Origin of the sequence: Flavihumibacter profundi, assembly GCF_020076305.1 — a bacterium.
GTDB lineage: Bacteria > Bacteroidota > Bacteroidia > Chitinophagales > Chitinophagaceae > Flavihumibacter > Flavihumibacter profundi.
Genome location: NZ_JAIQXE010000001.1, coordinates 51,379 through 76,771, shown reverse-complemented (window position 1 = coordinate 76,771; position 25,393 = coordinate 51,379). Strand labels below are relative to the sequence as shown.

Below are 25,393 nucleotides of genomic sequence, written 5' to 3'. Positions count from 1 at the left end.
GCAAACATTTGCGGCAAAACAATATCAAACATGCATGCAAAAATCGAACTTCAAAAGGCTGATATTACAAAGGCCCATGTTGACTGTATTGTTAATGCGGCAAACACTTCCCTCCTGGGTGGAGGCGGGGTTGACGGTGCCATTCATAGGGCCGGCGGCCCCTCTATATTAGAAGATTGCCGGAAGATTATTGCCAGGCAGGGTGGTTGCAAGACTGGTGAAGCAGTTATTACTACAGCGGGAAATATGCCTTCAAAGTATGTCATTCACACAGTCGGTCCTGTCTGGAATGGCGGAAACCACGGGGAAAAAGAAAAGCTCGCACATTGCTATCAAAATTCATTACAATTGGCCGTCGAAAATAATTGCAGGTCAATTGCTTTCCCAAACATTAGTACCGGGATATATGGATTCCCAAAGGAAGCCGCTGCTCAAATTGCCGTAAAAACAGTTAAGGATTTCCTCTCCGGGACAAATAAAATAGACAAAGTTTTATTTGTTTGTTTTGATGATGAAAATTTTGAACTGGTAAAACTTCAACTGGATTTAAATAAGGAATAAAATGCATAACTTATATGCATGTTATCCTTTTCAATAAGCGGAACCTATACCGACCTGTACGAAATAACAATGGCGGAAACATATTTCAAGGAAGGACGGAAAGATGATACAGCCTGCTTCGATTACTTCTTTCGCAAAGTGCCCAACAAGGGTGGTTATGTGGTTTTCGCAGGACTACAGGATGTACTGAACATATTGTCAGACCTGCATTTTACCGATGACGACCTTGCTTACCTCAAGGAAATAAAATTTCATCCCTCATTCCTTGAATTCTTAAAAAACTTCAGGTTCAGGGGTGATGTTTATTCCTGCCAGGAAGGTGAAACTGTGTTCCCCAACTCTCCTGTCCTTCGGGTTGAGGGAAATATTATTGAAGCGCAGATGGTGGAAACCCTGCTGCTGAATATCCTGAATTTTGAATCGCTTATTGCAACAAAAGCCGCGCGTATGAAAGGGGTCGCAGGTAATAGCCTCTTAAGCGATTTTGGACTACGCAGGGCGCAGGGCATGGGTGGGATGCTTGCCACAAAAGCAGCGGTGATCGGTGGGTTTGATTCAACAAGCAATGTCTATGGCGCACGCCTGTATGGACTCCCCGCGGCAGGTACCATGGCCCATTCTTTTATTGAGAGTTATGACAATGAACTTGACGCTTTCCGTGCTTTTGCCAGGTCACGACCCGATGATTGTATATTTCTTGCAGACACATACGACACACTGAAAAGTGGTGTGCCCAATGCCATCACTGTTGCAAAGGAAATGGAGAAAGAAGGGTATCGCGCTAAGGGTATCCGACTCGATAGCGGTGACCTAGCATATCTCTCTAAAGCAGCCAGGCAAATGTTTGATGAAGCAGGATTGCCTTACATGAAGATTGCCGCATCAAACCAGCTTGATGAATTTGTAATTAAAAGCTTAAAAGACCAGGGCGCTGTAATTGATATTTTCGGTGTAGGTACCCGCCTTGTTACAGGCCAGCCGGACGCTGCCCTGGACGGCGTTTACAAGCTATCTATGGCTTCAGGGAAACCACGCCTTAAATTATCTGAAACCTTCGAAAAAACAACCTTACCCGGAATTAAACAGGTTAGCCGTGTGATTTCTGAAAATGGAATGTTCCTTGGTGCCGATGTAATTGCGCTTGCCGGGGAACAAAAAACTGCCACCATGTACCATCCCTTTGAACCTGGTGAATCATTATCAATAGATAATTTCCAGCACCAGCCCTTGCTTTCCAAGGTTATGCATCAGGGAAAAATAATTGATGCGCCGCATTCCTTAAAACAGATTGCCGGTTATGCGAAGGAAAGATTGTCGCTCCTTCCACTTGAATATAAACGATTCGAAAACCCGCACATTTACAAAGTCGGCTTGAGTAAAAAATTACTGGACCTGCGCAATGAATTAAGGGCCCATTATAAAAAATAAGTCCATGAAAGTGCTCCTGATTGAAGATGTCCAAAATGATTTTTTACCTGGCGGGGCACTGGCTGTGCCGGGGGGTGATCAAATCATCCCCGTTATCAATAAGCTGCAAAATTATTTTGATCTGGTCGTTGCAGTGCAGGACTGGCACCCTCAAAACCATAAAAGTTTCGCTTCAAATAATGCAGGCAAAAAGCCATTTGATGTAATTGAATTAGACGGGCTTCAACAAACACTCTGGCCCGATCACTGTGTGCAGGGTTCATTTGGTGCAGCTTTTCCGGCAGGGCTTCATACAAACAAGGCCGAAGCCATTTTCAGGAAAGGCACTGACCCCGAGATTGACAGTTACAGTGGCTTTTATGATAACGGGCACCGCAAATCGACGGGTCTTGCCGATTACCTGCACAGCAAAAAAGTAACCCAGGTTTATATAACCGGTTTGTGCGGCGATATATGTGTGTTTTATACAGCAATGGATAGTCTCCGGGAAGGTTTTGAAACCTTTATCATTGAAGATGGTACCCGTCCTCTGAAAGCCGAAGACTTTATAAAAACAAACCAGGCCTTTATTGAAAAAGGTGGAAAACTAATCTCCAGCAAAGAGATTATTGAAATTTAAATCAATCAATTAATATATTAGATGGGCATAATATTCAAAAAGCAGTTGTACCTGCTATTAACTATCCTTTTAATGGCAGGTTGCCACAATCGTCATGATAAGCCTGTAGCCAATAACCAAGGATTAAGACCAGAAGATGCCCTTTCATCTTTTGAACTCGAACCGGGATTTAAGATCGAGTTACTAGCGGCGGAACCACTGATCTCCGACCCTGTTGATATGGAGATCGATGAATACGGCCGGCTCTATGTGGTTGAAATGCATGGATACCCTTTGGACAAAACTGGTTCTGGTGTAATCAAACTATTATACGACACTAACGGTGACGGCCAACTTGATAAGAGCACAGTTTTTGCCGATGGACTGACCTTGCCCAACAGTATCATGCGCTGGAAAAAGGGCGTAATTATTACTGACGCTCCTAACGTGTTGTATTTTGAAGACACTAATAATGATGGTAAAGCAGATATAAAAGATACCCTGCTTACGGGTTTTGCCTTATCGAATCCCCAACACAACCTCAACAGCCCTGTACTGGGAATGGACAACTGGATTTACCTTGGCCATGAGGGTGCTGTTGCCACACAAACCTACCAGAAAGAATTTGGCGACGAGGGTACCGAAATTTATTATCCCGCCCAGCCCAATGGTCCACGCCTTGATAAAAACGCGAGTGGCCGTTCCGTTCGTTTTCGTCCCGATCAACACCTGCTGGAAACCACCTCCAGCATTACGCAGTTTGGGCATACATTTGATCAATGGGGGCATCATCTTCTTGTAACTAACGCTAACCATATTATCCAGGAAGTTATGCCGGCAACTTACCTGAAACGCAATCCTTACCTGGTTGTCACTGATGCCACCGAATCGTTGTCTGACCACGGGAATGCTGCAGAAGTGTTCCCAATCACTAAAAATCCGGAACACCAATTGCTGACAGACATTGGGGTGATTACTTCAGCATGCGGATTAACGGCTTACCTGGGAGGCGCTTTCCCCGCGCCTTTCAACAATGCGTCTTTTGTGGCAGAACCGGTGAGTAACCTGGTCCACGTAGATAGATTAACCGAAAAAGGCGCCAGCTTTATAGCCAGTCGCATTCATCCGCATAAAGAATTCCTGGCTTCCACTGATGCATGGTTTCGTCCGGTTAATATGTATATCGGTCCAGATGGCGCTCTCTATGTAGTAGACTACTACCGTGAGATCATCGAGCATCCTGAATGGATGGGCGAAGATGTAGTCAAATCAGGCAAATTGTATAACGGTCATGACATGGGTCGCATTTATCGCATAACGCCTACAGGTACAAAAGCGGCAGATTGGACCAAAGGCCTGAAGTTGGGCGATGCAACAAGCGAACAACTTGTAGCGCAACTAGCTAATCCGAATATATGGTGGCGTTTAAATGCCCAGCGCTTATTGGTCGACAGGAAAGATAAATCTGTATTGCATGCACTTGAACAAATGGCGCAAAATCCCAAAGCGCCATTGGGCCGGTTACATGCACTCTGGACCCTTGAAGGTATTGACGCACTGACACCCCAAATAATTGAAGGGGCATTAAAAGATAACCAGCCTGGTGTAAGGGAAAACGCCATCAAACTGGCTGAACTTCATTTGGATGCTGCGCCTGGTTTATCCAAAGCTCTTTTTTCCCTGCAGGATGACACGGATGCCAAAGTAAAGTTCCAATTGCTTTGCACGCTTGGATCTGTAAATAGCCCCGAAGCGCTAACGGCCAGGAATAAACTATTATTTAAAGACATCAATGATGAATGGGTGCAACTGGCTGCATTATCGGGTGCTACCGCCAATACCGAATCGCTGTTAAATATAGTATTGGATAGTTTCCATAAAGGGATGCCTGCTTATATTTCATTGGTGCATCGTATCAGTGCTATAATCGGTGGAAGCGGAAACGCAGCTGTTATTCACCGACTGATTAAAAAGGCCGTGAATGTTCAGGATGGCGATTGGCCCGCACCTTTACTGGCCGGATTGGCACAGGGACTTCAATCGCAAAAAACTCCCGCTGCTTTTACTGGTGAACAGGATATATTGGTGAAAACATTTTTTGATCATCCTTCTGCGGACACACGAAAGGCTTGCCTGGACCTCCTGAAAGTAATGGGCATGCCCAATGTAGCTTCAAAAAATGAAGCCATAAAAAAAGCCATGGCAATTGTTGTTGATGAGCATCAACCCGAAGATAAAAGGGTGGAATGTATCAGGTTTTTGGCGCTTGGAAACCCGGCTCCATATGCCGACCAGCTAAAAAAGTTAATTGCACCCTTTGAACGCTCATCCATCCAGGTAGCTGCTGTGTATACACTTAGTAACATCCCGGATACTATTGCTACCCATTACCTCTTAACCCAGTGGAATAACCTGACGCCGGAAATACAGGATGCTGCCATGAATACTTTTTTGGAAGATGACAGGCGGGTAGCTATGCTGTTAAATGCTATTGAAGCGGGCATCGTTCAGCCCGCAAGTGTAGGCTGGCAAAGAAGTGTACAACTGATGGCACAGTCGAATTTAAAACTTCGTGAAAAGGCCAGGCTCCTGTTAACTAAAACCGAAGCAGAAGCCGAAAAGGTTAATAAAGCATACCAACAGTCGCTTACTATGAATGGGGATATTGCTAAAGGGAAAACCGTATTTCAGAAAAACTGCGCCACCTGCCACCAGGTCAGGGGCGAAATGGGAATTAGTTTCGGACCAGATCTGGGCACTGTTCATAATTGGTCAGTGGATGCTATAATGGCCAATATCCTGGCACCTAACTTATCCATATCGAGCGGATTTGATTTATGGGAAGTCGTACAAACCAATGGGGAAACATTCCAGGGCATCATTGCCAGCGAAACAGCAACTGCAATAAAACTGAAAAATGCCATCGCTGAAGAAAGAATGATCAACCGGACCGATATCAAATCATTAAGGGCATTGAATATGTCGGCTATGACATCCGGACTGGAAAAACAGGTCAACCAACAGCAAATGGCTGATTTACTTGCTTTTTTAAAGCAGAACAGATAATTCATTAACTTAATCAGGCAATGAAAAGACTATTTAAAAACTTCCGTGTTTTGCTGCCATTGGCAGGTATTATGTTGTTGAACCAGCTAACCTTTGCACAAAAATCCGCTTCTCCATTCAGCTGGCCAGAGGGAAAAAAAGTCGCCATTAGTTTAAGTTTTGATGATGCCCGCGAGAGCCAGGTAATTGTTGGCACTACCCTGCTTGATGCCTATGGCGTTAAGGCCACATTTTTTGTTGTCCCTTCATCTGTAGAAAAGCAATTGGAAGGCTGGAAAAAAGCAGTCGCAAGTGGACACGAGATCGGGAACCATTCCCTCACCCACCCTTGCACAGGCAACTTTTCCTGGTCCCGCGATAATGCCCTGGAAGATTATACGCTGAAGAAAATGCGCGCCAATTTACAGGAATGTAACAAACAAATTGAAGCATTGCTAAGTGTAAAAGCTGAAGTTTTTGCATATCCATGCGGACAGAAATTTGTAGGCAGTGGAACGCATACAAAAAGTTATGTACCCCTTGTTGCTGATATGTTTATACTGGGCAGGGGTTGGAAGGATGAAGCCCCTAATGATCCACTCTACGGTAATTTCGCCCAATTAACCGGAATGGAAATGGATGGAAAAAACTTTGACGAGATCCTGCCATTAATCAAGGATGCGAGTGAAAAAGGGCTCTGGCTGGTGCTTGCCGGACATGAAATGGGCGAATCAGGTGAGCAGACAACCCGGCTTTCCATGTTAAGAAAACTTTGTGAGTATGCAAAGGATCCGGCTAACGGCATCTGGATCGCCCCGATGGGAACCGTTGCGAAGTACATAAAAAATGGAAAATAATTCTTTATGAAACCTGTTGCATTACTGGCAATGATTTTGTCAATACTATTTTCAACTATAACGTTTGGACAAAATAAAACTTATTACCACCAGAATACTTTTGATAAAACATTTACAAAGTGTGAACATCCGCCCACATTTGGAACAGACAGCTTAGCCCTTCAAAAATATTTTGCAGAGAAATTACAAAATCAAATTCCAAAAACTGAAGGGGAAATTAAAATAAGTGTCTTAATTGATACTACAGGGAAAACAGCCTGTGAATGGATTGAAAACAATTCTAATTTCAAATTAGACAAAGACAAGCTGAATTTAATAATTGACTCAATGCCCAACTGGAATTATGCGATACAAAATGGTCATAAAGTTGATTGCGTTGGGATAATCATATTGATATTTAACCGGGAAAACTTAGCAGCAACTTATAACATTGGAATGGAATAAGTATGTTATTACAACCAAATTCCTTAGTCCATGCTCAACCTTTCCACCATACTTGAAGATAGCGCCAGGCGGTATCCAGGAAAGCCTGCATTTACCTTCAGGGACAACTGCCTTACCTATGCCGAAATCAATGGTGTAGCTAATATGGTAGCCAATGGCTTGGTGGAAATAGGTATCCAGCCAGGCGATAAGGTGGCACTGAGTTGTTTAAACCTTCCCCAATTCCCGATCATATATTTTGGCATTCTTAAAGCAGGGGCGGTAGTAGTTCCCCTGAGTGTTTTATTGAAGAAAGATGAAATTGAATACCATTTGCAGGATAGCGATGCAAAAGCTTATTTCTGCTATACCGGCACCCCTGAAATTGCCATAGGTGAAATGGGGTATGCGGCTTTCCTGGCAGTTGAAACCTGTACGAATTTCTTCCTTATAATGTCAGATGCTGCCATGCCAGCTTCTATTGGTGGTGCAGCAACTTTGGGCAGTCTTATCGCGGGACAACCAACTGAATTTGATATTTACCAGGGTAAAGCAGAGGATACCTGCGTGATTATTTATACCTCAGGTACTACAGGCCGGCCAAAAGGGGCTGAACTCACACACACAAACTTACTCTTAAATGCCATTTTTTTCTGCGACCTGATGGCTACTACCCAAACTGATGTAACACTAATTGTTTTACCCCTGTTCCATATTTTTGGTATGACGGCTTTAATGAATGCAGGCATCTATAAAGGTTGCTCAAATATTTTGCTGCCGCGTTTCGATGCTGAAGCTGCTTTTGACCTGATGCAAAAACACAAGGTGACAATATTTGCCGGTGTACCCACTATGTACTGGGGTTTGCTGAATTACAAAAACCCGAAGTTTGATTATACCAAAATTGCTGCAAACTTAAAATCATGCATTTCAGGTGGTGCGTCATTGCCAGTACAAGTGATCGAAGATTTTGAGGCACGCTTTAATGTACCCATTTTTGAAGGCTATGGTATGTCTGAAGGCTCGCCGGCGGTAACTTTTAACCAACCGGCTATTGGGCGGAAGCCTGGTTCTGTTGGTACGCCTGTCTGGGGTGTTGATGTGAAATTAGTAGACCAGGAAGGTAATGAAGTACCTGTTGGAGAAAAAGGCGAATTGCTGTACAGGGGTCATAACGTAATGAAAGGGTATTATAAAAAACCAGCAGAAACAGAAAAGGCCTTACAAAATGGATGGCTTCACTCTGGTGATATTGCGATTAAAGATGAAGATGGATTTTACTTTATAGTGGACCGCACAAAAGACATGATCAACAGGGGTGGCTATAAAGTATATCCGCGGGAAATAGAAGAAGTGATCATCAAACACCAAGCGGTTTCCTTAGTGGCTGTAGTCGGTATTCCACACCATGAACTGGGAGAAGAAGTAAAAGCTTTTGTTGTTTTAAAAGAAGGTGAAAACATTTCCGAAATTGATTTGATCACCTGGACAAAAGACAAAGTAGCCGCTTACAAATATCCCCGGTATATTGAGTTCTTAGCTGCCTTGCCCATGAGTGCCACAGGCAAAATCCTGAAAAAAGAATTGCGAAAATGAAGTGGTAATTACCCATGAGCAAAATGCCTTTTGCTTTTTTGAATCCAGTAAATTAAAACATAACTATCTTTGCGGCCTTAAAACAGGCAAGCATGAATAGCAGGATAACCAGCAAATTAAATGAACGTTGCGAAGGGAAGTGTGAATTGTGTACCACAGAAGAAGCGACTACGGCATATGCAGTGAGCCCAAAAAATCATGATACCATAGAAAATGAAGTGGCCTTATGTAATACCTGCCTGGCTGCCCTCGATGCAAAAGACCAGGGCCAGCATTGGCAGTGCCTGGCTGGCAGCATTTGGAATACTGAGCCCGCTGTTCAGGCTTTAAGTTACCGCATTTTATATGCATATAAGGACCAGGAATGGGCCAATGAAATTATCAACTCCGTAGATCTTGATGAAGCGGTTGTAAATTGGGCAATGAGTGCATACCAAACCCAGGCCCTCCACCTCGACAGCAATGGAAATGAATTGGCCAATGGCGATACTGTTGTGCTGACACAGGGACTGAATGTAAAAGGCACCAGCTTCTCAGCAGCAAAAGGTACCATTGTAAGGAAAATACGATTGGTTCCCGATAATACTGAACAGATAGAGGGAAAAATCAACGACCAGACGATTGTGATCCTTACAAAATATGTAAAGAAATCATAGTCGAAACAGTATACCACAGCATTAGCTTATCATTTCACCAACACCAACGGCGAAAAAATTACATATAAAACTACAACAACGGTTAGCAGTACAACAGATACCAGGTGCCTGTTTTTCCACGGCGACATATTCAATGAACCTGTCCGTTTGGGTTCATAAGGTACCGTCATTGGTTTCCATTTCCCAATGGCCAGCATGAGGAAAAATGTTGCGATAAAAAGTATGGCGATCACATGCAAAAAATGCATTTCCAGGTCAACTATGAATTGCGATATACCATAACAAAAGATGAAAAAGAAGAGCCCTGTCTTGGCTGCCAGGGCAGGAACCCTGCGGGTCAACAAACCTGCAGCCAGGATAGTAAAGATGGGTACGGTAAAGAGTGCGGATATTTTCTGCACATGCTGGTAAAATCCCTGGCTGGCAAAAAGCAGGAAGGGTGCTACGATCATCGCTGACAGGCAGATGAACATCTCAAACCTTTTTGCTGTCCGGACAAGCGTCTTTTCAGTTACCCCCGGATTCCTTTTTTCCGCCCATGGCTTGTATATATTCAATATAAACAAAGTACTTGACCCGCTTAGTCCTGCATTGAATGAAGTAAATGCTGCACCGAATAGTAATGCTGCCATTAATCCGGTGTAGACTGGCGGAGCGACACCACTCAGAAAAGTTGGAAAGACTTCTGAACTATTCGGCAGGTCTTTATACAAGTGGACAGCAATGATGCCCGGGATATTGACAAGTAACACGCAGAGTATTTTACCACCGCAGGCCAGGGCAATCCCTTTCTGGCAACTGGCAAGGTCCCTGGATCCTAATACCTGCTGTACGATATACTGTTCAGTGCCCCAATAGTAAAGATTCACTAAAAACATACCGGTGAAGATGGTGCTGAATGGAACCGCATCACCTGCGCGGCCGATACTGTTCAGGTGTCCTGTATTTGTAGATAGTATCTTTTGTAATCCTGCGATCCAATCGCCTTCTCCCAATTCTTTCAGGCCGAAGTAAGGTAGCAGTAGTCCTGCTGTAAACATGGCAAAACCCAGTAGGGTATCCGAAATAGTTATAGCTTTTTGACCGCCTAACAATGAATAAAGCACACCAACAATACCCAGGCACCAGACGAGTATCCAGATGGTTGTCCAGTAACCTAATTTGAAATTTTCCGAAATGCCGAATATACCGTTCAGGGCCACAGCCCCGCTGTACAATACTGCCGGTAAGAAATTCACCAGGTAGTTGGCCAGGAATATGACCGTAACAATAGTTTTTGTCTGGTGGTCGTATCGTATCCCCAGGTATTCCGGTGTTGTGGAGATACCATGCCGCAGGTAAATCGGCATGATGAATTCAGCTACCAGCAGCATGGCGAAAACAGAGGTCAGGCCCCAGGCCATGACACTCATATTGTTCGTATAGGCGAGCTCGTTTTCACCGATGAACATGGCAGTATTGATATTCGCAAACAAGAGCCCAAAGCCCACAGCTAAAAAGCCAAGCTTCCTGTTGGCAAAAAATAATGCAGTAATAGTATTCAACTTCTCCTTCCGGCTCTTGATCCACGACACAAAGGCAATTGCTCCCGTTACGGCAAGAAAGGTCAGCAAGACAATCGAATTCATATCCTAAAATAGGGCTTATCCATTGCAGGCGGAAATCAAAGTGTCTTTCTCCGGAACAGGTTCATAGGAACGGTCAGTTGTACCTTTTCTTTATGGAGAATAGCATTTGCTGCCAGCCTTCCCATTTCACCGAAATCTGCAGAATAGGTTGTTATGCCAACAAAATTTTTCGCAGGCTCGTCATTATGTGAAAGGATACCGACATCTTTTCCCGGCTTGAGTTTTTTCGCAACACACTCTTTCAGTATCTCCCACATGATAAAGTTATCCAGGGTGAAATACACAGTGCCTTTTCTAACGGATCCAGGGACAAACTCCGGAATAATGCTTCCTTTAATCTTATACTTCTTAAGAAACCTCTTAAACGCAGTCACAATTTCTTTGGGGTCCAGGGAATCGGGTGAATGAATGAAAACAATCTCCCCAAACTTTTTGATGTTATCTGCCAGCTCACTGAATACTTTGAAGGATGATGCTTCGAATTCCTGGGTGATATGGCTGAACTCACCGGAAATCGGTTCATACCGGTCGAACATCAGGAGTTTATTACCAGGCACAGTTTCCAGCAGTTCTTTGGACCTGGGATGGGGGATTGGTGCAATTACATATATCCCAAAATGTCCTTTGATCCGCTGCAAGATGGTTTCAAAGATGTCGATATTCCCATGGTGAAAAAATATCTGCACATCAACTTCCTTACCCAGTGTATCCCTGAAATTCCGGTAGAATTGTTCTTCAAAAGTGTCGAGATTATACATCACCAGCGCCACTTTCAGCATCTGCAGCGTATTCCCGCCGGATACAAAATAACCAAGCCGGTTCTTCGATTCAATTATTCCCCTGCTAACCAGTTCGCGGTATCCTTTCATAACGGTTTCCCTGGAATAATGCAGTTCCCTGATCATGGTATTCACCGATGGCAGCGTGTCATTTTTGCTGATGACCGTATCATCAATTGCATTGATGATACCCTGTACAAGGCTATCATGTTTTGAAAAGGAGGATATTTTTTCTAGTTCTTTTATCTTCTGGAAAACAGTGGCCATTTTATGTTGTATTATTTCAATGCTGCTGTCACTTGCTGTTGTGGCGCTACCATCAAATCTATATAAGATACAATATTACCCATTTTTTCCTGCTGCTGTTTTGCCCTTGACTTCCGCCCTCCAACATAAATGAATTTATGCCGTCCGTTGAAAGCCGCCCGCCAGACGATGTTTTTGTTGCCTTCATTTTTGAAGGAACTCTTAACTGCCTCATGGATAATGGTTACCCTCGTTTGTAATACCGGCAATTGTTGAAGTGTGGCGCTGTGGCCATTACTGCTCCTGTAAATCGTTTTGATGGTGTTATAACGGGCATCTGCTTCAACACCCATAAGGCCCTGCACAATACCGTCTATCACACCATAGGAAACTTCCGGGTAATCCCTTCTTGGGGTAGCGGGATTGGCCAGGTACAGGATGTCTTCATAGGCTTTTTCCCAATAGCCATACTTGTACAATATGGCAGGATGATAGGAAAGGTTCTCAACATTCCATTTGTTACCGGCAAGGTGATTGAGGGTTTGCCTTATCCTTGCAGTATCGGTCAATGCATTGAACCAAAGCAGGTAGGTCTCCCCTTCCCCTTTACCATAAACGCCATTATTGGTGATATGGGTATTATACAAACCGGCTGATGGGTCCCACCAGTATTTATCAAGGTGCTTCCGGTAAGCTTCGGCCTTTTCACTGTATTGGGCAGCCGCTTTATTATTGCCTTTCATGATTTCAATTGAGGAACAGGTCAGCATTCCCTGGTAAAGTGCCGCAATCAGGTCTACACCAATGCGCAGGTCCTCCACGCCCTCCGAATAAGAAGGGAGTCCACGGCAACGATGGAAATAATCTTCCAAATTAAAATGAAGGGGCGTATTGGGGTAGGGTGGCCGGTTCACCAGGGAATCTGCCTGCAGTATCCACCTTTCAATAAACTCAGAAGATGAAATATTCCGGAACTTTTCGAAAGCCGGGTTGAAAATATAAGTACTGTCGCCTGTCCATAGAAAAAGCCGCCAGCTAGCATAAACCAGGTCGAAGTTCCCATTCAGGTTATACCAGAAGGCAGTATCATTGCGATAGTCTTCCGGTGCCGGAAGGCCCTTGATATTCATTTCCCAATAAGAACACCAGTCCTTACTATCCGAAATATTGGAAACAAAATGGGTGAACATGTTTTTGTTTTCTTCCGGCATTGAAAGTATCTCTGCGGCTATACATTGGTGTGATACATCCCTCATACAGAACGCATTCCGGGAAGGCAAGGCCGCTTCATACCAGGGACCCACAGGGTCTGCCGGGTTTCCCCGGTACGATAAGGCCATCTTCCTTGCTTCCCGGAAGGCGTTTTGAAGGCTTGTATCTGTTGAACTGAAGGCAATGGTTGATGATTGTCCCATCGCCGCATTTAAGAATAGTTGAAACAATAAACAATAAATAAATCTCATGTGTGGATGATTTTACAACTGCTGGCCCAATTTAATTATATCCGGGATTTTGTTGCAGGCTTGTCCGGTTAATTTCTGTTTTAGGGATCGGCAACAGGTAATTGGCCGGTTGGAAAATCCGCTGTTCCAGTGTCTGGTAGGTATAAGTTTTGGTTCCATCAGCCGCCCTGTTGATAATCACCTGGCCGATATCTACATTCTGCGTGGCTTCTGCGATCTTCCACCTGCGTACATCATAGTACCGGTGTCCTTCAAAACAAAGCTCTACCTCCCTTTCATTCTGGATCCTTTTTTCAAGTGCCGCCCCGCTTTCTGTAAGGGGATTTGCAATTCCTGCCCTTTGCCTGATGAGGTCCAGGTACTTCCTGGCATTGTCTTCGCGACCGAGGTGGAACTCGGCCTCCGCGTAGTTCAGGTAGATCTCTCCCAGCCTCGATAATATCCAGAATTTATTGGTTTGCGTTGTTGCATTGAAATCGTAGGTGGTATCCATGTATTTCCTGAAGGTATACCTTGTTTCACTGTTGTTCCAGGTATCCAATCCCTGTGGTGAATCCAATCCGCCCTCATAGAATTCTGCCTGGGTGCCTGTTGGATTCGTACTGCTCACCCGGTAATCAACATAGGCCGGGTTTCCAAGTGGACGGCCATCATATACAATATCAGCATAGAAGCGCGGATCCCTGTTGGTATAGGGCTTCTGCGGATTATAGCCTGATCCTGCATCTGCGATGGACTTGCCATCTGCCATACCAAAGGCATCCACCAGGTTCTGCGTTGGGGCAAACGCAGCCCATCCGTGGAAGCCACTTGGATATGACATCATTTCCACTCCATCGAAAGCGTTCCAGTTATATTGTTTTCCCGATAGTTTTACACCGATCAGTTCTTCATTGAAGGTGGTAAATATATCTGCGTAATTGCCGGTATACAAGGCAAACTGGCCAAGGTCTATTACCGCTTTTGCAGCAGCCGATGCTGCTTCCCATTTGGCCCGGTCGTTAGTTGGATTCCACTGCGCACTTGCGGCATACAGCAATACCCTCGACTTGATCGCCATGGCCAATGCAGATGTCACCTTGCCAATATTGGAACTGTTATTGCTTGCCGGCAATAATTGTGCAGCCAGGTCCAGTTCATCAACTATGAACTTCACACATTCTTCATAGCTGCTCCTCGGCACAGTGAAATCTGAATTCAGGTCAAATGGTGTTTTCACCAGGGGAACACCACCGTAATCACTAACCAGCTGGTAGTAAGCATAGGCCCTCAGGAAAGTCACTTCCCCTTTGATCCTGTTGCGGGTTGATTCATCACCGGGCACCCCATCTATTTTTGACAACAAGAGGTTGGCATTCTGGATGTGGTAATAGTTCTTTGCCCAGATATCAAAGTCGCCCGCATTATCCGGGGAAAGGATGCCTTTGGTAATTACACTTCTCACGCCCGCATAATCAAATTTGTTGAAGCCCTCATCTGATGCGCAGGATAGTATATAGCTGCGGTTGATGGAATTCCCCCAATCGTAAGTACTTGTTGGCAACAGGTTGTAAATATTATCAGCGAATGCTTCTGTCAGTGTAAGGTCAGACCAGACCGACTGGTCGGTATAGGAATCTAATGGCGCTTTGTCGAGTACTTTGGTACATCCGGTGCCGAATAAGGCGGATAGCGCTATACTTGTTGCTATGAATATTTTATATTTCATATGATCTGTATTAATGATGGTGGGATGAATTAAAAACTAACGTTCACGCCGAACCGAAATATCTTTGACTGTGGATAGTTTACCCCGGTTATATTGTTTGTTTCCGGATCTATCCCGTATTGCTTCATGTCGTCAATTGAGAAGAGGTTAAAGCCACTCGCATATATACGGAAGCTGCCAATACCCAACTTTGAGAAAGTTTCTCTTGGGAACGAATAGGAAATTTCCAGCGTCTTCAAACGAAGGAAGGCGGCAGACTTCAACCAGTAGTCTGCATATATGCTGTTATACTGACTATTTGAATTGAATGCCCTGGGCAAACTGGCTTCGGGATGATCCGCTGTCCAGCGGCCATCATACATCCACTCCGGTGGTGCGATAAGTGATCCCTGCATCTGCGACAAAATCATTTGCCTGGCCATTGCCTGTCCGGAAAACAACAGGTTAAAACCAAATCCTTTATAGGAACCGCCAAGTGTAAGGCCGTAAACCATCTTAGGTGTCGCTGACTCATATTTGCGGACCATATCATTGCTGGTGATGGTTCCGTTATTATCAACATCAATGATCCAAAGGTCTCCGGGTTTTACACCAGGCAGGTGAACGGATTCTTCAATTTCCTTTTGGTCGTGGTAAATACCATTGGTGGTATATACAAGCCAGGAATCGATCGGGTATCCTTCTGATTTTTGCCATTCCGGAACATTGGCCGCTTCATCGCGGAAGATCACTTTGCTTTTTGCGTAGGTCAGGTTTGCTCCAATAGAATAGGTGAATTCCCCGACGCGGTCGGTATACAAGGCAGAGAAATCAACTCCCCTGTTCTGTGATTTGCCAATATTTTCTGGTGGCAGTGCCATACCGGTATATAAGGGGATCGATGCACTCCGTTGGGCAAGTATATCTTTTCTCAGGTACTGGAAGAAGTCTGCGCTGATATTAAGTTTATTCTTCAGGAGTGACAGGTCAATGCCAATATTCCGGGTATCCTGTGTTTCCCAGGTAATATTGGGGTTCGGCGTGCTGGATAATTGCAGGGTTGTTGCCAAAGCATAATCGCTACCGAAATACGTGTTATAGTTCATGTTGTTAACAATCTGGTACCGGGTGAGGAAAAGGTACTGGGCAACAGCATCATTACCCATCAGTCCCCATGAAGCCCGCAACTTTAGCTGGTCGATGAAATGGATATTCTCCTTGAAAAACTTTTCTTCAGAAACACGCCAGCCTGCTGAAACAGCTGGGAAGAATCCCCATCGCTGGCCCGAAGGGAAATTAAAGGAACCATTCTGCCGGAATGTAAATTCTGCGAGGTACTTGTTATCGTAGTTGTAGGCTACCCTTCCCAGGTAGCTGAGGCGGCCATCCTGCGCTGCTGACCCGGTTCCGATCTGGCCTTCTGAACTACCGGTAAAGATCTGGTCGACCTGGCTGCTCAGTAAGTTTTTACGGTAGGCATAAGTCTGCGTATAGTTGGAGGAATTTTGTTCATAGCCAACAAACGCCTGCACACCGTGTAAACCAAACTGCCTGTCGTAACCAATTTTAAAGAAAAGGGTTTGCGCATTCGTGTAGCGGTTGTCCTGCGTTACGCTGGTAATTGCAGTGGACGAATACTGGTTAGCGTAAGTATCAGTTGTTTTGTTATAGGAGTATGCGTCCCATGGTTTAGTGAAGATTTTCTGGTTCCTGAAATTGATATCAAATGCACCATAGCCGCTAACTGACAATCCTTTGGTAATGAAGGGCAACTGCCAGTCGAAGCCAGCGGTTGGTGTCAGGATATAACTACCTATATCATTATAGCCCGGATCGCCCGTTGTTAATATAACCGGGTTCCTGCCATTGGACACACCTGCACTCAATGAGCCATTTGGCCAGTGTACCGGGATGAAAGGATAGATCGAACGCGTTTCATGAAGGATGCTGTTCACCCCATACGTAGGGTATTCGCGCAATTCGGACCGGGCTGCGATGTCGAGGTTTACTTTCAGGTTTTTTGAAATACGCGCATCAATATTGGAGCGGATATTGAATTGCTTATAGTTTTCGATGCTGTTATTGAAATTACTACCCTGGGCCAGGAACTGGCCGGAGAAAAAGTATTTCACATTATCTGAACCACCCCGTACCGATAGGGAATGGGATGTTTGCGGTGCGTTTTTGCGGAACACTTCATTTATCCATTCTGTACTGGTGTAGTTTGGGTCATTGCCTGCTTTGTATTTATCAATTTCAGATTGCGCATAAGTATTGGGGTTAATCTCGTTGTAGTAGGTCATGTACTGCCAGGCATTCACGATCTGGGGTAGTCGTGTCAATTGCTGCACACCATAGGAACCGTCATATTCAATAGTTGGTTTGCCCGTCTTTCCCCTTTTAGTAGTTACCAGAATCACACCATTTGCAGAGCGAACGCCATAGATAGCGGCAGAGGCATCTTTCAGCACGGTGATATTTTCAATATCGGCCGGATTGATTCGGGAGAAGTCGCGGTCAGGAATTCCATCCACTACGAACAGCGGACTGGTGCCCCCGCCGAAAGAATTCAGTCCCCTGATGAGGATGGTAGATCCGTCTTCGCCGGGCCTGCCCGACCTGTTATTGGCAATCACACCCGGTACGCGGCCGGCAATGGCATTAGCAACATTCACGGATGGACTTTGTGTGAGGTCAGCACCTTTAACTGTAGCAACTGCGCCGGTTACACTACCTTTTTTCTGGGTGCCGTAACCAACTACCACTACCTCGTTCATAGACTTTCCATCGGGGGTTATCACAATTTCCAACGACTTGTTATTGCCGGCCTTTAGCTCAACTGGCACGAAGCCTGCATGGCTGATAACAAGGGTTGGATTGCTGTTATTAACAGAGATGGAGAACCGGCCATCTTCCCCGGAAGTAGTACCATTTAGTTGTTTCTTTTCGATTATGGAAGCGCCGGGCACCGGTTCTCCCTTGTCGTTTCTGATAATGCCCGTAAGTTGTTGTTTTTGCTGCTGGGCATTGGTGGCAGACGGAAGTAATATGGCTGCCTGGAATAGTGCAGATGCCAGTATCGGGCATGCAGATAACCGGAGGTGCAGGCATAGCGCTGCCCTCAAGGAACACTTTCTCATACTTTTGTTTTGATTAAATGATGGTGATCGTAGAAAGGGATAAATGCAGGTATGGTGCAGCTGGTCAGCTGGTGTCGCCTGGGACGCGAGCGAAAATAGTTTGCATGGCAATCATTTTGGTTGGCGAATGACTATTATTCTGGTCTAGTCTGTTCTAGTGTAAATATATAAATTATCTGATACAAAAAATATTTTTTAAGGGGAAGAAAAATGGGCATTCCCCTGTAAAAAAATTGCCCTGACAGGATTAATGATGACGGGTTAGTTCCCGGGACATATCTTTAAACAGAAAAATTACTACCCAAGAATACAATCATGAAAAAGTACGCGCTGGCAGCCTCATTATCATTTTGGTTTTTGTTTGTTTCTGCTATGGTTTCCTCCCCAGCCATAGCTCAGCCCGGATCCTTTAAAAATACCTGGACCACTCCTCCTGCACATATCCCTGATAATGCTTCAATTGATGCACCACTGATGGGAAACGGGCGCATGACCATGAGTGTTGGCTATAATGATCATTGCCTTCGTTATTACCTTTCCAGGAATGATTTCTGGCGGCTCCGTTCCCAGGCCGACAACCTATCCGGTCCGCGTGTGGCAGCCTGGCTCAATATCAATATTATTGGCTCCAAGGCTGAAGGTTTTTCAGCCGAACAGCTCTTACAAAACGGCATTACAACATGCCGCCTGTCAACAGGAAATAATCAGGAACTGGTCGCCAGGTCATGGGTTTCAGCAACTGAGGACATGGTTTTTATTGAATTATCCTCAGTAAGAAAGGAGATAAAACTCAGTATCAGATTAACAGCTCCCGAAAACAACCAGGCTGAGATGAAAACCGGGACAAAGGACAAAATCCAATGGCTTACTCGTGCCTTTACTGACAGTGTTGATATTGTGTCCGAAGTGGCAGTGGGCTTAAAGATATTATCAGGCACCGGACCCGAAATATCATTGCGGCCTGGCAAAAAAATGGTATTGGCAATATGTACTGGTAGTAAATTCAACCAAAAAGACCCATTGGCGCATGTCCTTAACCGTTTAGGAAAGACCAGTCCGGAATCGGTAATAAAAATGGAACAAGCCCATAATAAATGGTGGGCCGGGTACTGGAAGAAATCCTCCATGTTTATAGACGACTCTGTGCTCATGAAAGCCTGGTACCAGGGACTTTATACCATGGCAGCCTGCAGCCGCGATCCCCGATTCCCGCCAGGCTTATTCGGGTGGACAACTACGGATACGCCTGCATGGAACGGGGATTACCACCTGAATTACAATTTCGAGGCTCCCTTTTATGCGCTGCAATCTTCTAACAGGCTCGAGCAAGCGCTGCCGCATGATGCCCCCCTGCTTGCATTCCTTGACAGGGGCAGGTGGTATGCAGAACATGCGACAAAAACCAGGGGTATACTTTTACCGGTAGGTATCGGACCCTTAGGTATCGAGCCCACAAGGAATTTTGCAGTCGGTGGCTACCAGAAGCCCGGAGATATTGAAGAAGAGGGACTGTTTTACGGCCAGCGTTCCAATGCTGCCTACGGACTTATAAATATGGCCCAGTACTGGCGATGCACTTATGATCCGGAATATGGAAAAAGGATTTACCCTTATGCACTGGGCGTTGTTGATTTCTGGGAGGATTACCTGAAGTATGAGAATGGCAGGTATGTTATTTATGGCGATGCAATCCACGAAGGGTCTGGTATGGACAAGAATCCTATCTTGTCACTCGGACTGATCAGGAATGCTTTTGAACTGATTATCGATTTAAGTAATGCTCTGGGCAAAGATAAAGACAGGCAGGAAAAATGGAAAGACTTCCTTTTAAAGCTGAGCGATTTACCGGTCCAGGTGCGTAATGGCAGGGAAGTTTTCCGCTATACCGAGGAAGGGGTTGATTGGTGGGACGACAACGGTCTGGGTATCCAGCATATATATCCAGCCAATGCCATCACACCTGACAGTAAGGAGAGGGATTTGGTAATAGCCCGCAATACCATTGATGAAATGCAGCGATGGCAGGATAATAATACCAGCAGCAGTTTTTTTGTAGCAGCTATTCGTGTTGGTTATGATCCTGTTAAAATACTTGATGAATTACACAGGTATGCATTGCATACATACTCAAACGGGTTCCAGCTGGACAATCCACATGGTATTGAAAACAGTTGTACCGTTACCAATGCACTGAATGAAATGGCCTGCATGAGCGCAGGGAATGTGATTAGGCTGTTTGGCAATTTTCCTACAGGTAAAAATGCGGCTTTCAAAAACATCAGGGCTTGGGGCGCTTTCCTTGTATCCGCACGGCATATAAATGGGAAAGTATCCGGCGTCAGCATTTTCAGTGAAAAAGGAAGGCCGTGCAGTATTGTCAATCCCTGGCCCGGTAGAAAAGTGCAGCTTATAAGGAATGGTGTAAAAGAAACGGTAGTTGGAGGGTCAAGGATTTCATTCAGGACATCCGCCGGCGAAACCACCGCACTTAATCCAATAATTGAAAATCAATAATGTTCAACATATTTTTCCAATGAAACCATTTTTATACTTATCACTAGCTCTGTTTATCTCACTACAGGTATTCTCCCAGCCATCAAATAAACCATTAAATGCTGATGAACCAACAGTGCATAAGACGGTCCGCCTATTTAACGGACGAAACCTTAAGGGCTGGTACCCATTCCTTCAAAAAAGAGGGCGGGACAATGACCCGAAAAAGGTTTTTACAGTAAGTAATGGGATGATCCGTGTCTCAGGTGAAGAATGGGGATGCATTACGACAAAAAAGGAATTTGAGAATTATCGTCTTATTGTTGAATTCAAATGGGGGGAAAAGACATTTACCCCACGGGTGGACAATGCTCGTGATTGTGGAATATTACTTCACTCAATTGGGGAAGACGGCGGGTCTGAAGGAATATGGATGCGCTCTATTGAATGCCAGATTATAGAAGGTGGCACCGGGGATTTTATTGTAGTTGGTGATGGGACAGAAAAGTTCAGTATTACCTGCCCTGTGGCTAAGGAAAAACAAGAGGATTCTTATGTATTTGAACCAGGCGGAATTCCAGCGACAATACATAAGGACCGGATCAATTGGTATGGCCGCGATCCCAATTGGAAGGACACCAAAAACTTCCGCGGGGAAAAAGATGCCGAAAACCCCTTAGGTGAGTGGAATACATTGGAATGCCTTGCAAATGGTGGCGAGATATCCATTTACCTCAATGGTGTCCTGGTGAACCATGCTTATGAGGTAAGGCCAGACAAGGGTCGCATCCAAATCCAATCAGAAGGTGCTGAAATATATTTCAGGCGCGTTGACTTGCAGTTAATATCCAAATAGTACAGCTGAATCCATTTTCCGGAAAATTGGTACTGTGCAATTATATCGGTAAATTCAATACAGGAAGTTGCGTACCCTGATTTATTCACTTACAACCTTATACTATGCCAACAATTTATGTAAGTCGAAATGGGCAATCCTTCAACCTGAAACTTCGTGATAGCCAGGGGCACAATCCCGGAAATAATAATCTTACAACCGATGCGGATCCTGGAAATGAAATAACATGGGTTTTAGATACCGATAGCGGATTAACCGCAATTACAGGTATCAAAAAATCTGACCCGGCTATTCCAAAGTATAAAGACTCCATCGAGGTACTCACCGGGGACCCAACATTGGTGAACGGAGTGTGGACAGGGTTTGTAAAATCTCCTTCTCCCGGCAAAGGCAAGTTTCAAAATTATATGATCGGTTTTACAGTGCCTGGCGACACTAATACGTATTGGGATGACCCAAAGATTCAAATGAAATCATAACCTGTATACAATGCCCCTTATAAAGAAAGCTTATTATTTCCTGATCGGCTTTCTTATCCTTACTATCACCGCGGTTTCCGGTCAGGACCAGAAAGTGGCGGATAGCCTGGCCATTATTTACCAGCAAGACACACTTAAGGATACTGCAAAGCTGGCCTTACTCAGGGATTTGTCTTTTAATGAAATAAAAGACCTCAACCTTGCCTTAAAGTATGCAGAGGAGCTAATCAGCCTGGCATCAATAAACGGCAACAATTTATACCTGCATAGCGGCTATTTGCAAAAGGGAAATAAAGAAAGATTACTGGGCAACCTGGATGAAGCTTTAGATGCTTATTTTAAGAGTAGCGAAGCCGCCGCGAAAGCAAATTATTTAAAGGGGGAAGGAACTGCTTATAGTGCAATTGCAGATGTTTATACTATCTCCAACAACCACAGGAATGCGATGCTTTATTACCATAAAGCGATCTCTACACTGCGACAGGCCAAAGACTCAGTTAACCTGGCATCTGCTATTTTAAATGCCGGTGATGAATTCCTTACCAATAAGGTCTATGACTCTGCTCTTTCCTATTTCAGGGAATCAACATCCATTTTTGATAAGGTTAATTACTTAATTGGAAAGGCCTATAGTTTGGGCAATATCGGCATGGTTTATGCAAATACCGGAAAAAAAAACCTTGCCGAAACAAACATCAGTGAAGCGATCCATATACTGGAAGGGTTAGAGGATTATTATCCGATCTGTGTTTATCTTATCTCCATGTCTGATATCTACTTTCAAAAAGGGGATGAAGCCACAGCCCTCGACTATGCCAAAAGAAGCCTGCAGCTTGCACAACAATATGGCCTGAAGGAACAGATCAGTAATGCCAACCTCAAGCTTTCGGAACTGTATGAAAAAGCAGGGAACCTTGGGGAATCCTATAAATATTACAAGGGCTATATTGCCTACCGCGACAGCATTAATAATATTAAATCGGTGCAGAAAATGGCTGACCTGCGCACTGATTATGAAGTAGCGAAAAAGCAGGTGGAAGTGAACCTCCTGAACCAGCAAAAACAGAACCAACGGTTAGTGGTTATTTCCCTTTTCGTCATTCTTGTGTTGGTTATTGTAATACTGGTTACTTTATATTGGTATTACAGGACTATATCCAAAGAGAAGAAAAGGTCAGAGGGACTATTACTTAATATCTTACCAGGGGAGATTGCCAGGGAATTAAAGGTAAAGGGGAAAGTGGATGCAGTCAAATTTGCCCAGGTTACTGTATTGTTTACCGACTTTGTACAGTTTTCAAGATTGGCAGAAAACGTAGAACCGGAACAATTGGTAAGGAGTATTGATTTCTACTTCAAAGGATTTGATGAAATCACCACTAAATATGGCCTGGAGAAAATTAAAACCATTGGTGATTCTTACATGTGTGCATGTGGCCTCCCGACAGCAAATAAAGCCCATGCAAGGAATATAATCATGGCAGCAAAGGAAATGATCGGACTGGTCAGTAATGAGCTTAATGCACGGGATGGTATAAGCCATTTTGAAACCAGGATTGGTATACACACGGGACCTGTTGTGGCGGGTATTGTCGGGATAAAGAAATGGCAGTACGACATCTGGGGAGATACAGTAAATATTGCATCCCGCATGGAATCGATGTCAAAACCGGGAAGGATCAATCTTTCCGAAACCACCTGGCGGGAAATAAAGGATGAATTCCCCTGCGAATACCGGGGGGAAATTGAAGTAAAGAACCGCGGGCTGTTGAAAATGTACTTTTTGTTATAATGAAATAAATACAGAATTTCAATTGATGGACAATAAACTTCCTGGCAAAATAAACAGGCTTAGCAGAGAACTTAACGGGTAATACATGAAAACAAGTCGCACAGAAGCCTTTAGTGATGGGGTATTGGCAATTATAATAACCATTATGATATTGGAAATAAAAGTTCCGCTTGGCAATACCCTAAAGGACCTGGTGCCTATCCTGCCAAAATTTATGACCTACTTGCTTAGCTTTATTTATGTAGCTATATATTGGAATAACCACCATCACTTGTGGCAGGCAGTCGGCAATGTTAACGGCAAAATTTTATGGGCCAATTTGCATTTACTTTTTTGGCTTTCCTTATTCCCCTTTACCACAGGCTGGATGGGCGAAAATCATTTTTCGACCATCCCTGTTGCTTTATATGGATTCATTTTATTGATGGCAAGCATAGCGTGGTATATACTGGCAAGGATCATAATTATTGAAGAGGGTGAAAATTCAAAAATTGGAAGGGCCTACAAAAAAGATACTAAAACGAAAGTCTCTATGCTTCTGTATGCTACAGGAGTTGTTATGTCATTCGTTCAACCCATAATTGGCATTATTATTTATATAATTGTTGCAGCATTATGGTTTATCCCTGACAGGCGAATTGAAAATTCGCTAAAAAACCAATAGGATATCATAACCGATAAGACATGAAACACCTTCTTACTACGACAGCGGCAATTGAAGCTGGTACAGGCCTTGCGCTAATTGCATTTCCATCGCCCATGGCAACAATCCTGCTAGGTACACCAACCGATACACCTGTTGCGTTGACTGTTGCGCGTGCAGCAGGAGTAGCGATTTTCGCCCTGGCAGCCGTCTGCTGGCTTGTACGCAATGATGGCCAGGGCCACACTGTGAGAGGCTTAGTCAGCGCAGTAGCACTTTACAATGCAGGCATCATCGTAGTACTTGCGTATGGTGGAATAAACCTTGGACTGTCAGGTATTGGCCTTTGGCCAACGGTTGGGCTTCATGGTGCTATGGCGGCCTGGTGTGTCACGAACCTTCTAAAAAGCCATTCCCCTGGTGGCACTCCGCCACCACCTACTGTTTAGCAGTTTCATCAGATCCGCATTCTTACGTTGATTGTCATACGTGTAGCAAAGCTTCAAAAGAACAATTAAATAAAACACCTGGCATTCACCCGTTTAAAATATGGAAAACAGACCCAAAATAAAACTTAACCTATCTAACCTCGACAATATTTTAGAGTTGACAAGCAAAGTCCTCCTTGTTGTATTGTGGGCTTTGACACTTTTTACATATGTAAAACTTCCAGAAACAATTCCAATACATTTTAATGCTTCCGGAAAAGCAGACAATTTCGGAAGCAAAGCAACGCTCTTATTGCTGCCTTTTCTTGGAACACTATTTTATTTGGGTTTAACACAACTGAACAAGTATCCACACATTTTTAATTACATGACAAAAATTACTGTGGACAATGCACAAAAACATTATAGTACCGCTACAAGGATGCTGAGGTTTTTGAAATTAGCTGTTTTAATTATTTTTTCTTTATTAATCCTGTTAACCTATATGACAACAATTGGTTGACTGGCCTGACAAATACCAATACTGGAAATCTTTTATAAATATATTTTAGCACAATACGGCTCCCGCCATAAT

20 protein-coding genes are annotated in these 25,393 nt (G+C 44.2%); 15 read left to right on the top strand and 5 right to left on the bottom strand.

All coding sequences use genetic code 11. From position 1 onward, the window contains the following. Window positions 1–30 precede the first annotated feature (30 nt). From LAQ65_RS00295 to LAQ65_RS00260, 8 genes are all read left to right on the top strand, one after another. On the top strand, window positions 31–561 hold the full coding sequence (locus tag LAQ65_RS00295) for an O-acetyl-ADP-ribose deacetylase (RefSeq protein ID WP_224114925.1): 531 nt from the start codon (window positions 31–33) through the stop codon (window positions 559–561). Window positions 562–579: 18 nt separating this feature from the next. Continuing rightward, complete coding sequence (locus LAQ65_RS00290; protein WP_224114924.1) at window positions 580–1,989, top strand: nicotinate phosphoribosyltransferase; 1,410 nt, start codon at window positions 580–582, stop codon at window positions 1,987–1,989. A 4-nt stretch (window positions 1,990–1,993) separates the two neighbouring features. After that, window positions 1,994–2,608 (top strand): bifunctional nicotinamidase/pyrazinamidase, encoded by a 615-nt coding sequence (gene pncA, locus LAQ65_RS00285; protein WP_224114923.1) that lies wholly within the window; start codon window positions 1,994–1,996, stop codon window positions 2,606–2,608. Window positions 2,609–2,629: 21 nt separating this feature from the next. Further along, on the top strand, window positions 2,630–5,653 hold the full coding sequence (locus tag LAQ65_RS00280; RefSeq protein ID WP_224114922.1) for a PVC-type heme-binding CxxCH protein: 3,024 nt from the start codon (window positions 2,630–2,632) through the stop codon (window positions 5,651–5,653). A 20-nt stretch (window positions 5,654–5,673) separates the two neighbouring features. Then, on the top strand, window positions 5,674–6,489 hold the full coding sequence (locus tag LAQ65_RS00275) for a polysaccharide deacetylase family protein (RefSeq protein ID WP_224114921.1): 816 nt from the start codon (window positions 5,674–5,676) through the stop codon (window positions 6,487–6,489). A gap of 6 nt (window positions 6,490–6,495) precedes the next feature. Further along, window positions 6,496–6,933, top strand: coding sequence for a hypothetical protein (locus LAQ65_RS00270; protein ID WP_224114920.1), 438 nt, complete (start codon window positions 6,496–6,498; stop codon window positions 6,931–6,933). A gap of 30 nt (window positions 6,934–6,963) precedes the next feature. Next, window positions 6,964–8,508 carry a long-chain-fatty-acid--CoA ligase gene (locus LAQ65_RS00265; protein WP_224114919.1) on the top strand — a complete coding sequence of 515 codons (1,545 nt, stop codon included), beginning with the start codon at window positions 6,964–6,966 and terminating at the stop codon, window positions 8,506–8,508. A gap of 92 nt (window positions 8,509–8,600) precedes the next feature. Next, window positions 8,601–9,164: a PhnA domain-containing protein gene (locus LAQ65_RS00260; RefSeq protein ID WP_224114918.1), complete on the top strand. Its 564-nt coding sequence runs from the start codon at window positions 8,601–8,603 to the stop codon at window positions 9,162–9,164. A 29-nt stretch (window positions 9,165–9,193) separates the two neighbouring features. Here LAQ65_RS00260 and LAQ65_RS00255 read toward each other — a convergent pair whose 3' ends face one another. The 5 genes from LAQ65_RS00255 to LAQ65_RS00235 are packed head-to-tail and all read right to left on the bottom strand — an operon-like array spanning window position 9,194 to window position 18,107. Further along, on the bottom strand, window positions 9,194–10,792 hold the full coding sequence (locus tag LAQ65_RS00255) for a solute:sodium symporter family transporter (RefSeq protein WP_224114917.1): 1,599 nt from the start codon (window positions 10,790–10,792) through the stop codon (window positions 9,194–9,196). 35 nt (window positions 10,793–10,827) lie between these two features. Further along, window positions 10,828–11,838 carry a GntR family transcriptional regulator gene (locus tag LAQ65_RS00250; protein WP_224114916.1) on the bottom strand — a complete coding sequence of 337 codons (1,011 nt, stop codon included), beginning with the start codon at window positions 11,836–11,838 and terminating at the stop codon, window positions 10,828–10,830. A gap of 11 nt (window positions 11,839–11,849) precedes the next feature. Continuing rightward, complete coding sequence (locus LAQ65_RS00245; protein ID WP_224114915.1) at window positions 11,850–13,280, bottom strand: trehalase family glycosidase; 1,431 nt, start codon at window positions 13,278–13,280, stop codon at window positions 11,850–11,852. A 31-nt stretch (window positions 13,281–13,311) separates the two neighbouring features. After that, entirely contained in the window at window positions 13,312–14,988 is a 1,677-nt protein-coding gene (locus tag LAQ65_RS00240) for a RagB/SusD family nutrient uptake outer membrane protein (RefSeq protein ID WP_224114914.1), read from the bottom strand. A gap of 29 nt (window positions 14,989–15,017) precedes the next feature. Next, window positions 15,018–18,107 (bottom strand): SusC/RagA family TonB-linked outer membrane protein, encoded by a 3,090-nt coding sequence (locus tag LAQ65_RS00235; protein ID WP_224114913.1) that lies wholly within the window; start codon window positions 18,105–18,107, stop codon window positions 15,018–15,020. Between the two features lie 315 nt (window positions 18,108–18,422). Between LAQ65_RS00235 and LAQ65_RS00230 the strand changes: the two genes are divergently transcribed. The 7 genes from LAQ65_RS00230 to LAQ65_RS00200 all read left to right on the top strand — a co-directional run bounded on the left by LAQ65_RS00230 (window position 18,423) and on the right by LAQ65_RS00200 (window position 25,321). Further along, complete coding sequence (locus tag LAQ65_RS00230; protein ID WP_224114912.1) at window positions 18,423–20,621, top strand: glycosyl hydrolase family 95 catalytic domain-containing protein; 2,199 nt, start codon at window positions 18,423–18,425, stop codon at window positions 20,619–20,621. Window positions 20,622–20,640: 19 nt separating this feature from the next. Next, on the top strand, window positions 20,641–21,456 hold the full coding sequence (locus tag LAQ65_RS00225) for a 3-keto-disaccharide hydrolase (RefSeq protein WP_224114911.1): 816 nt from the start codon (window positions 20,641–20,643) through the stop codon (window positions 21,454–21,456). A gap of 104 nt (window positions 21,457–21,560) precedes the next feature. Next, a complete protein-coding gene (locus LAQ65_RS00220; protein WP_224114910.1) occupies window positions 21,561–21,935 on the top strand; it encodes a hypothetical protein in 375 nt (124 codons plus the stop codon). 10 nt (window positions 21,936–21,945) lie between these two features. Then, on the top strand, window positions 21,946–23,727 hold the full coding sequence (locus LAQ65_RS00215) for an adenylate/guanylate cyclase domain-containing protein (protein ID WP_224114909.1): 1,782 nt from the start codon (window positions 21,946–21,948) through the stop codon (window positions 23,725–23,727). Window positions 23,728–23,812: 85 nt separating this feature from the next. Further along, window positions 23,813–24,391, top strand: coding sequence for a TMEM175 family protein (locus tag LAQ65_RS00210; RefSeq protein ID WP_224114908.1), 579 nt, complete (start codon window positions 23,813–23,815; stop codon window positions 24,389–24,391). Window positions 24,392–24,411: 20 nt separating this feature from the next. Then, window positions 24,412–24,819, top strand: a complete 408-nt coding sequence (locus LAQ65_RS00205; protein ID WP_224114907.1) for a hypothetical protein — start codon at window positions 24,412–24,414, stop codon at window positions 24,817–24,819. 100 nt (window positions 24,820–24,919) lie between these two features. Further along, a complete protein-coding gene (locus LAQ65_RS00200; protein WP_224114906.1) occupies window positions 24,920–25,321 on the top strand; it encodes a DUF1648 domain-containing protein in 402 nt (133 codons plus the stop codon). The last annotated feature ends 72 nt before the right edge of the window (window positions 25,322–25,393 follow it).

Bases quoted from the DNA above. Each gene is read 5' to 3' on its own strand.
- LAQ65_RS00245 (WP_224114915.1), bottom strand. From the start codon at position 13,280: ATGAGATTTATTTATTGTTTATTGTTTCAACTATTCTTAAATGCGGCG.
- LAQ65_RS00235 (WP_224114913.1), bottom strand. From the start codon at position 18,107: ATGAGAAAGTGTTCCTTGAGGGCAGCGCTATGCCTGCACCTCCGGTTA.
- LAQ65_RS00270 (WP_224114920.1), top strand. From the start codon at position 6,496: ATGAAACCTGTTGCATTACTGGCAATGATTTTGTCAATACTATTTTCA.
- LAQ65_RS00215 (WP_224114909.1), top strand. From the start codon at position 21,946: ATGCCCCTTATAAAGAAAGCTTATTATTTCCTGATCGGCTTTCTTATC.
- LAQ65_RS00295 (WP_224114925.1), top strand. From the start codon at position 31: ATGCATGCAAAAATCGAACTTCAAAAGGCTGATATTACAAAGGCCCAT.
- pncA (WP_224114923.1), top strand. From the start codon at position 1,994: ATGAAAGTGCTCCTGATTGAAGATGTCCAAAATGATTTTTTACCTGGC.
- LAQ65_RS00210 (WP_224114908.1), top strand. From the start codon at position 23,813: ATGAAAACAAGTCGCACAGAAGCCTTTAGTGATGGGGTATTGGCAATT.
- LAQ65_RS00205 (WP_224114907.1), top strand. From the start codon at position 24,412: ATGAAACACCTTCTTACTACGACAGCGGCAATTGAAGCTGGTACAGGC.
- LAQ65_RS00260 (WP_224114918.1), top strand. From the start codon at position 8,601: ATGAATAGCAGGATAACCAGCAAATTAAATGAACGTTGCGAAGGGAAG.
- LAQ65_RS00255 (WP_224114917.1), bottom strand. From the start codon at position 10,792: ATGAATTCGATTGTCTTGCTGACCTTTCTTGCCGTAACGGGAGCAATT.
- LAQ65_RS00250 (WP_224114916.1), bottom strand. From the start codon at position 11,838: ATGGCCACTGTTTTCCAGAAGATAAAAGAACTAGAAAAAATATCCTCC.
- LAQ65_RS00240 (WP_224114914.1), bottom strand. From the start codon at position 14,988: ATGAAATATAAAATATTCATAGCAACAAGTATAGCGCTATCCGCCTTA.
- LAQ65_RS00280 (WP_224114922.1), top strand. From the start codon at position 2,630: ATGGGCATAATATTCAAAAAGCAGTTGTACCTGCTATTAACTATCCTT.
- LAQ65_RS00200 (WP_224114906.1), top strand. From the start codon at position 24,920: ATGGAAAACAGACCCAAAATAAAACTTAACCTATCTAACCTCGACAAT.
- LAQ65_RS00220 (WP_224114910.1), top strand. From the start codon at position 21,561: ATGCCAACAATTTATGTAAGTCGAAATGGGCAATCCTTCAACCTGAAA.
- LAQ65_RS00275 (WP_224114921.1), top strand. From the start codon at position 5,674: ATGAAAAGACTATTTAAAAACTTCCGTGTTTTGCTGCCATTGGCAGGT.
- LAQ65_RS00230 (WP_224114912.1), top strand. From the start codon at position 18,423: ATGAAAAAGTACGCGCTGGCAGCCTCATTATCATTTTGGTTTTTGTTT.
- LAQ65_RS00290 (WP_224114924.1), top strand. From the start codon at position 580: ATGTTATCCTTTTCAATAAGCGGAACCTATACCGACCTGTACGAAATA.
- LAQ65_RS00225 (WP_224114911.1), top strand. From the start codon at position 20,641: ATGAAACCATTTTTATACTTATCACTAGCTCTGTTTATCTCACTACAG.
- LAQ65_RS00265 (WP_224114919.1), top strand. From the start codon at position 6,964: ATGCTCAACCTTTCCACCATACTTGAAGATAGCGCCAGGCGGTATCCA.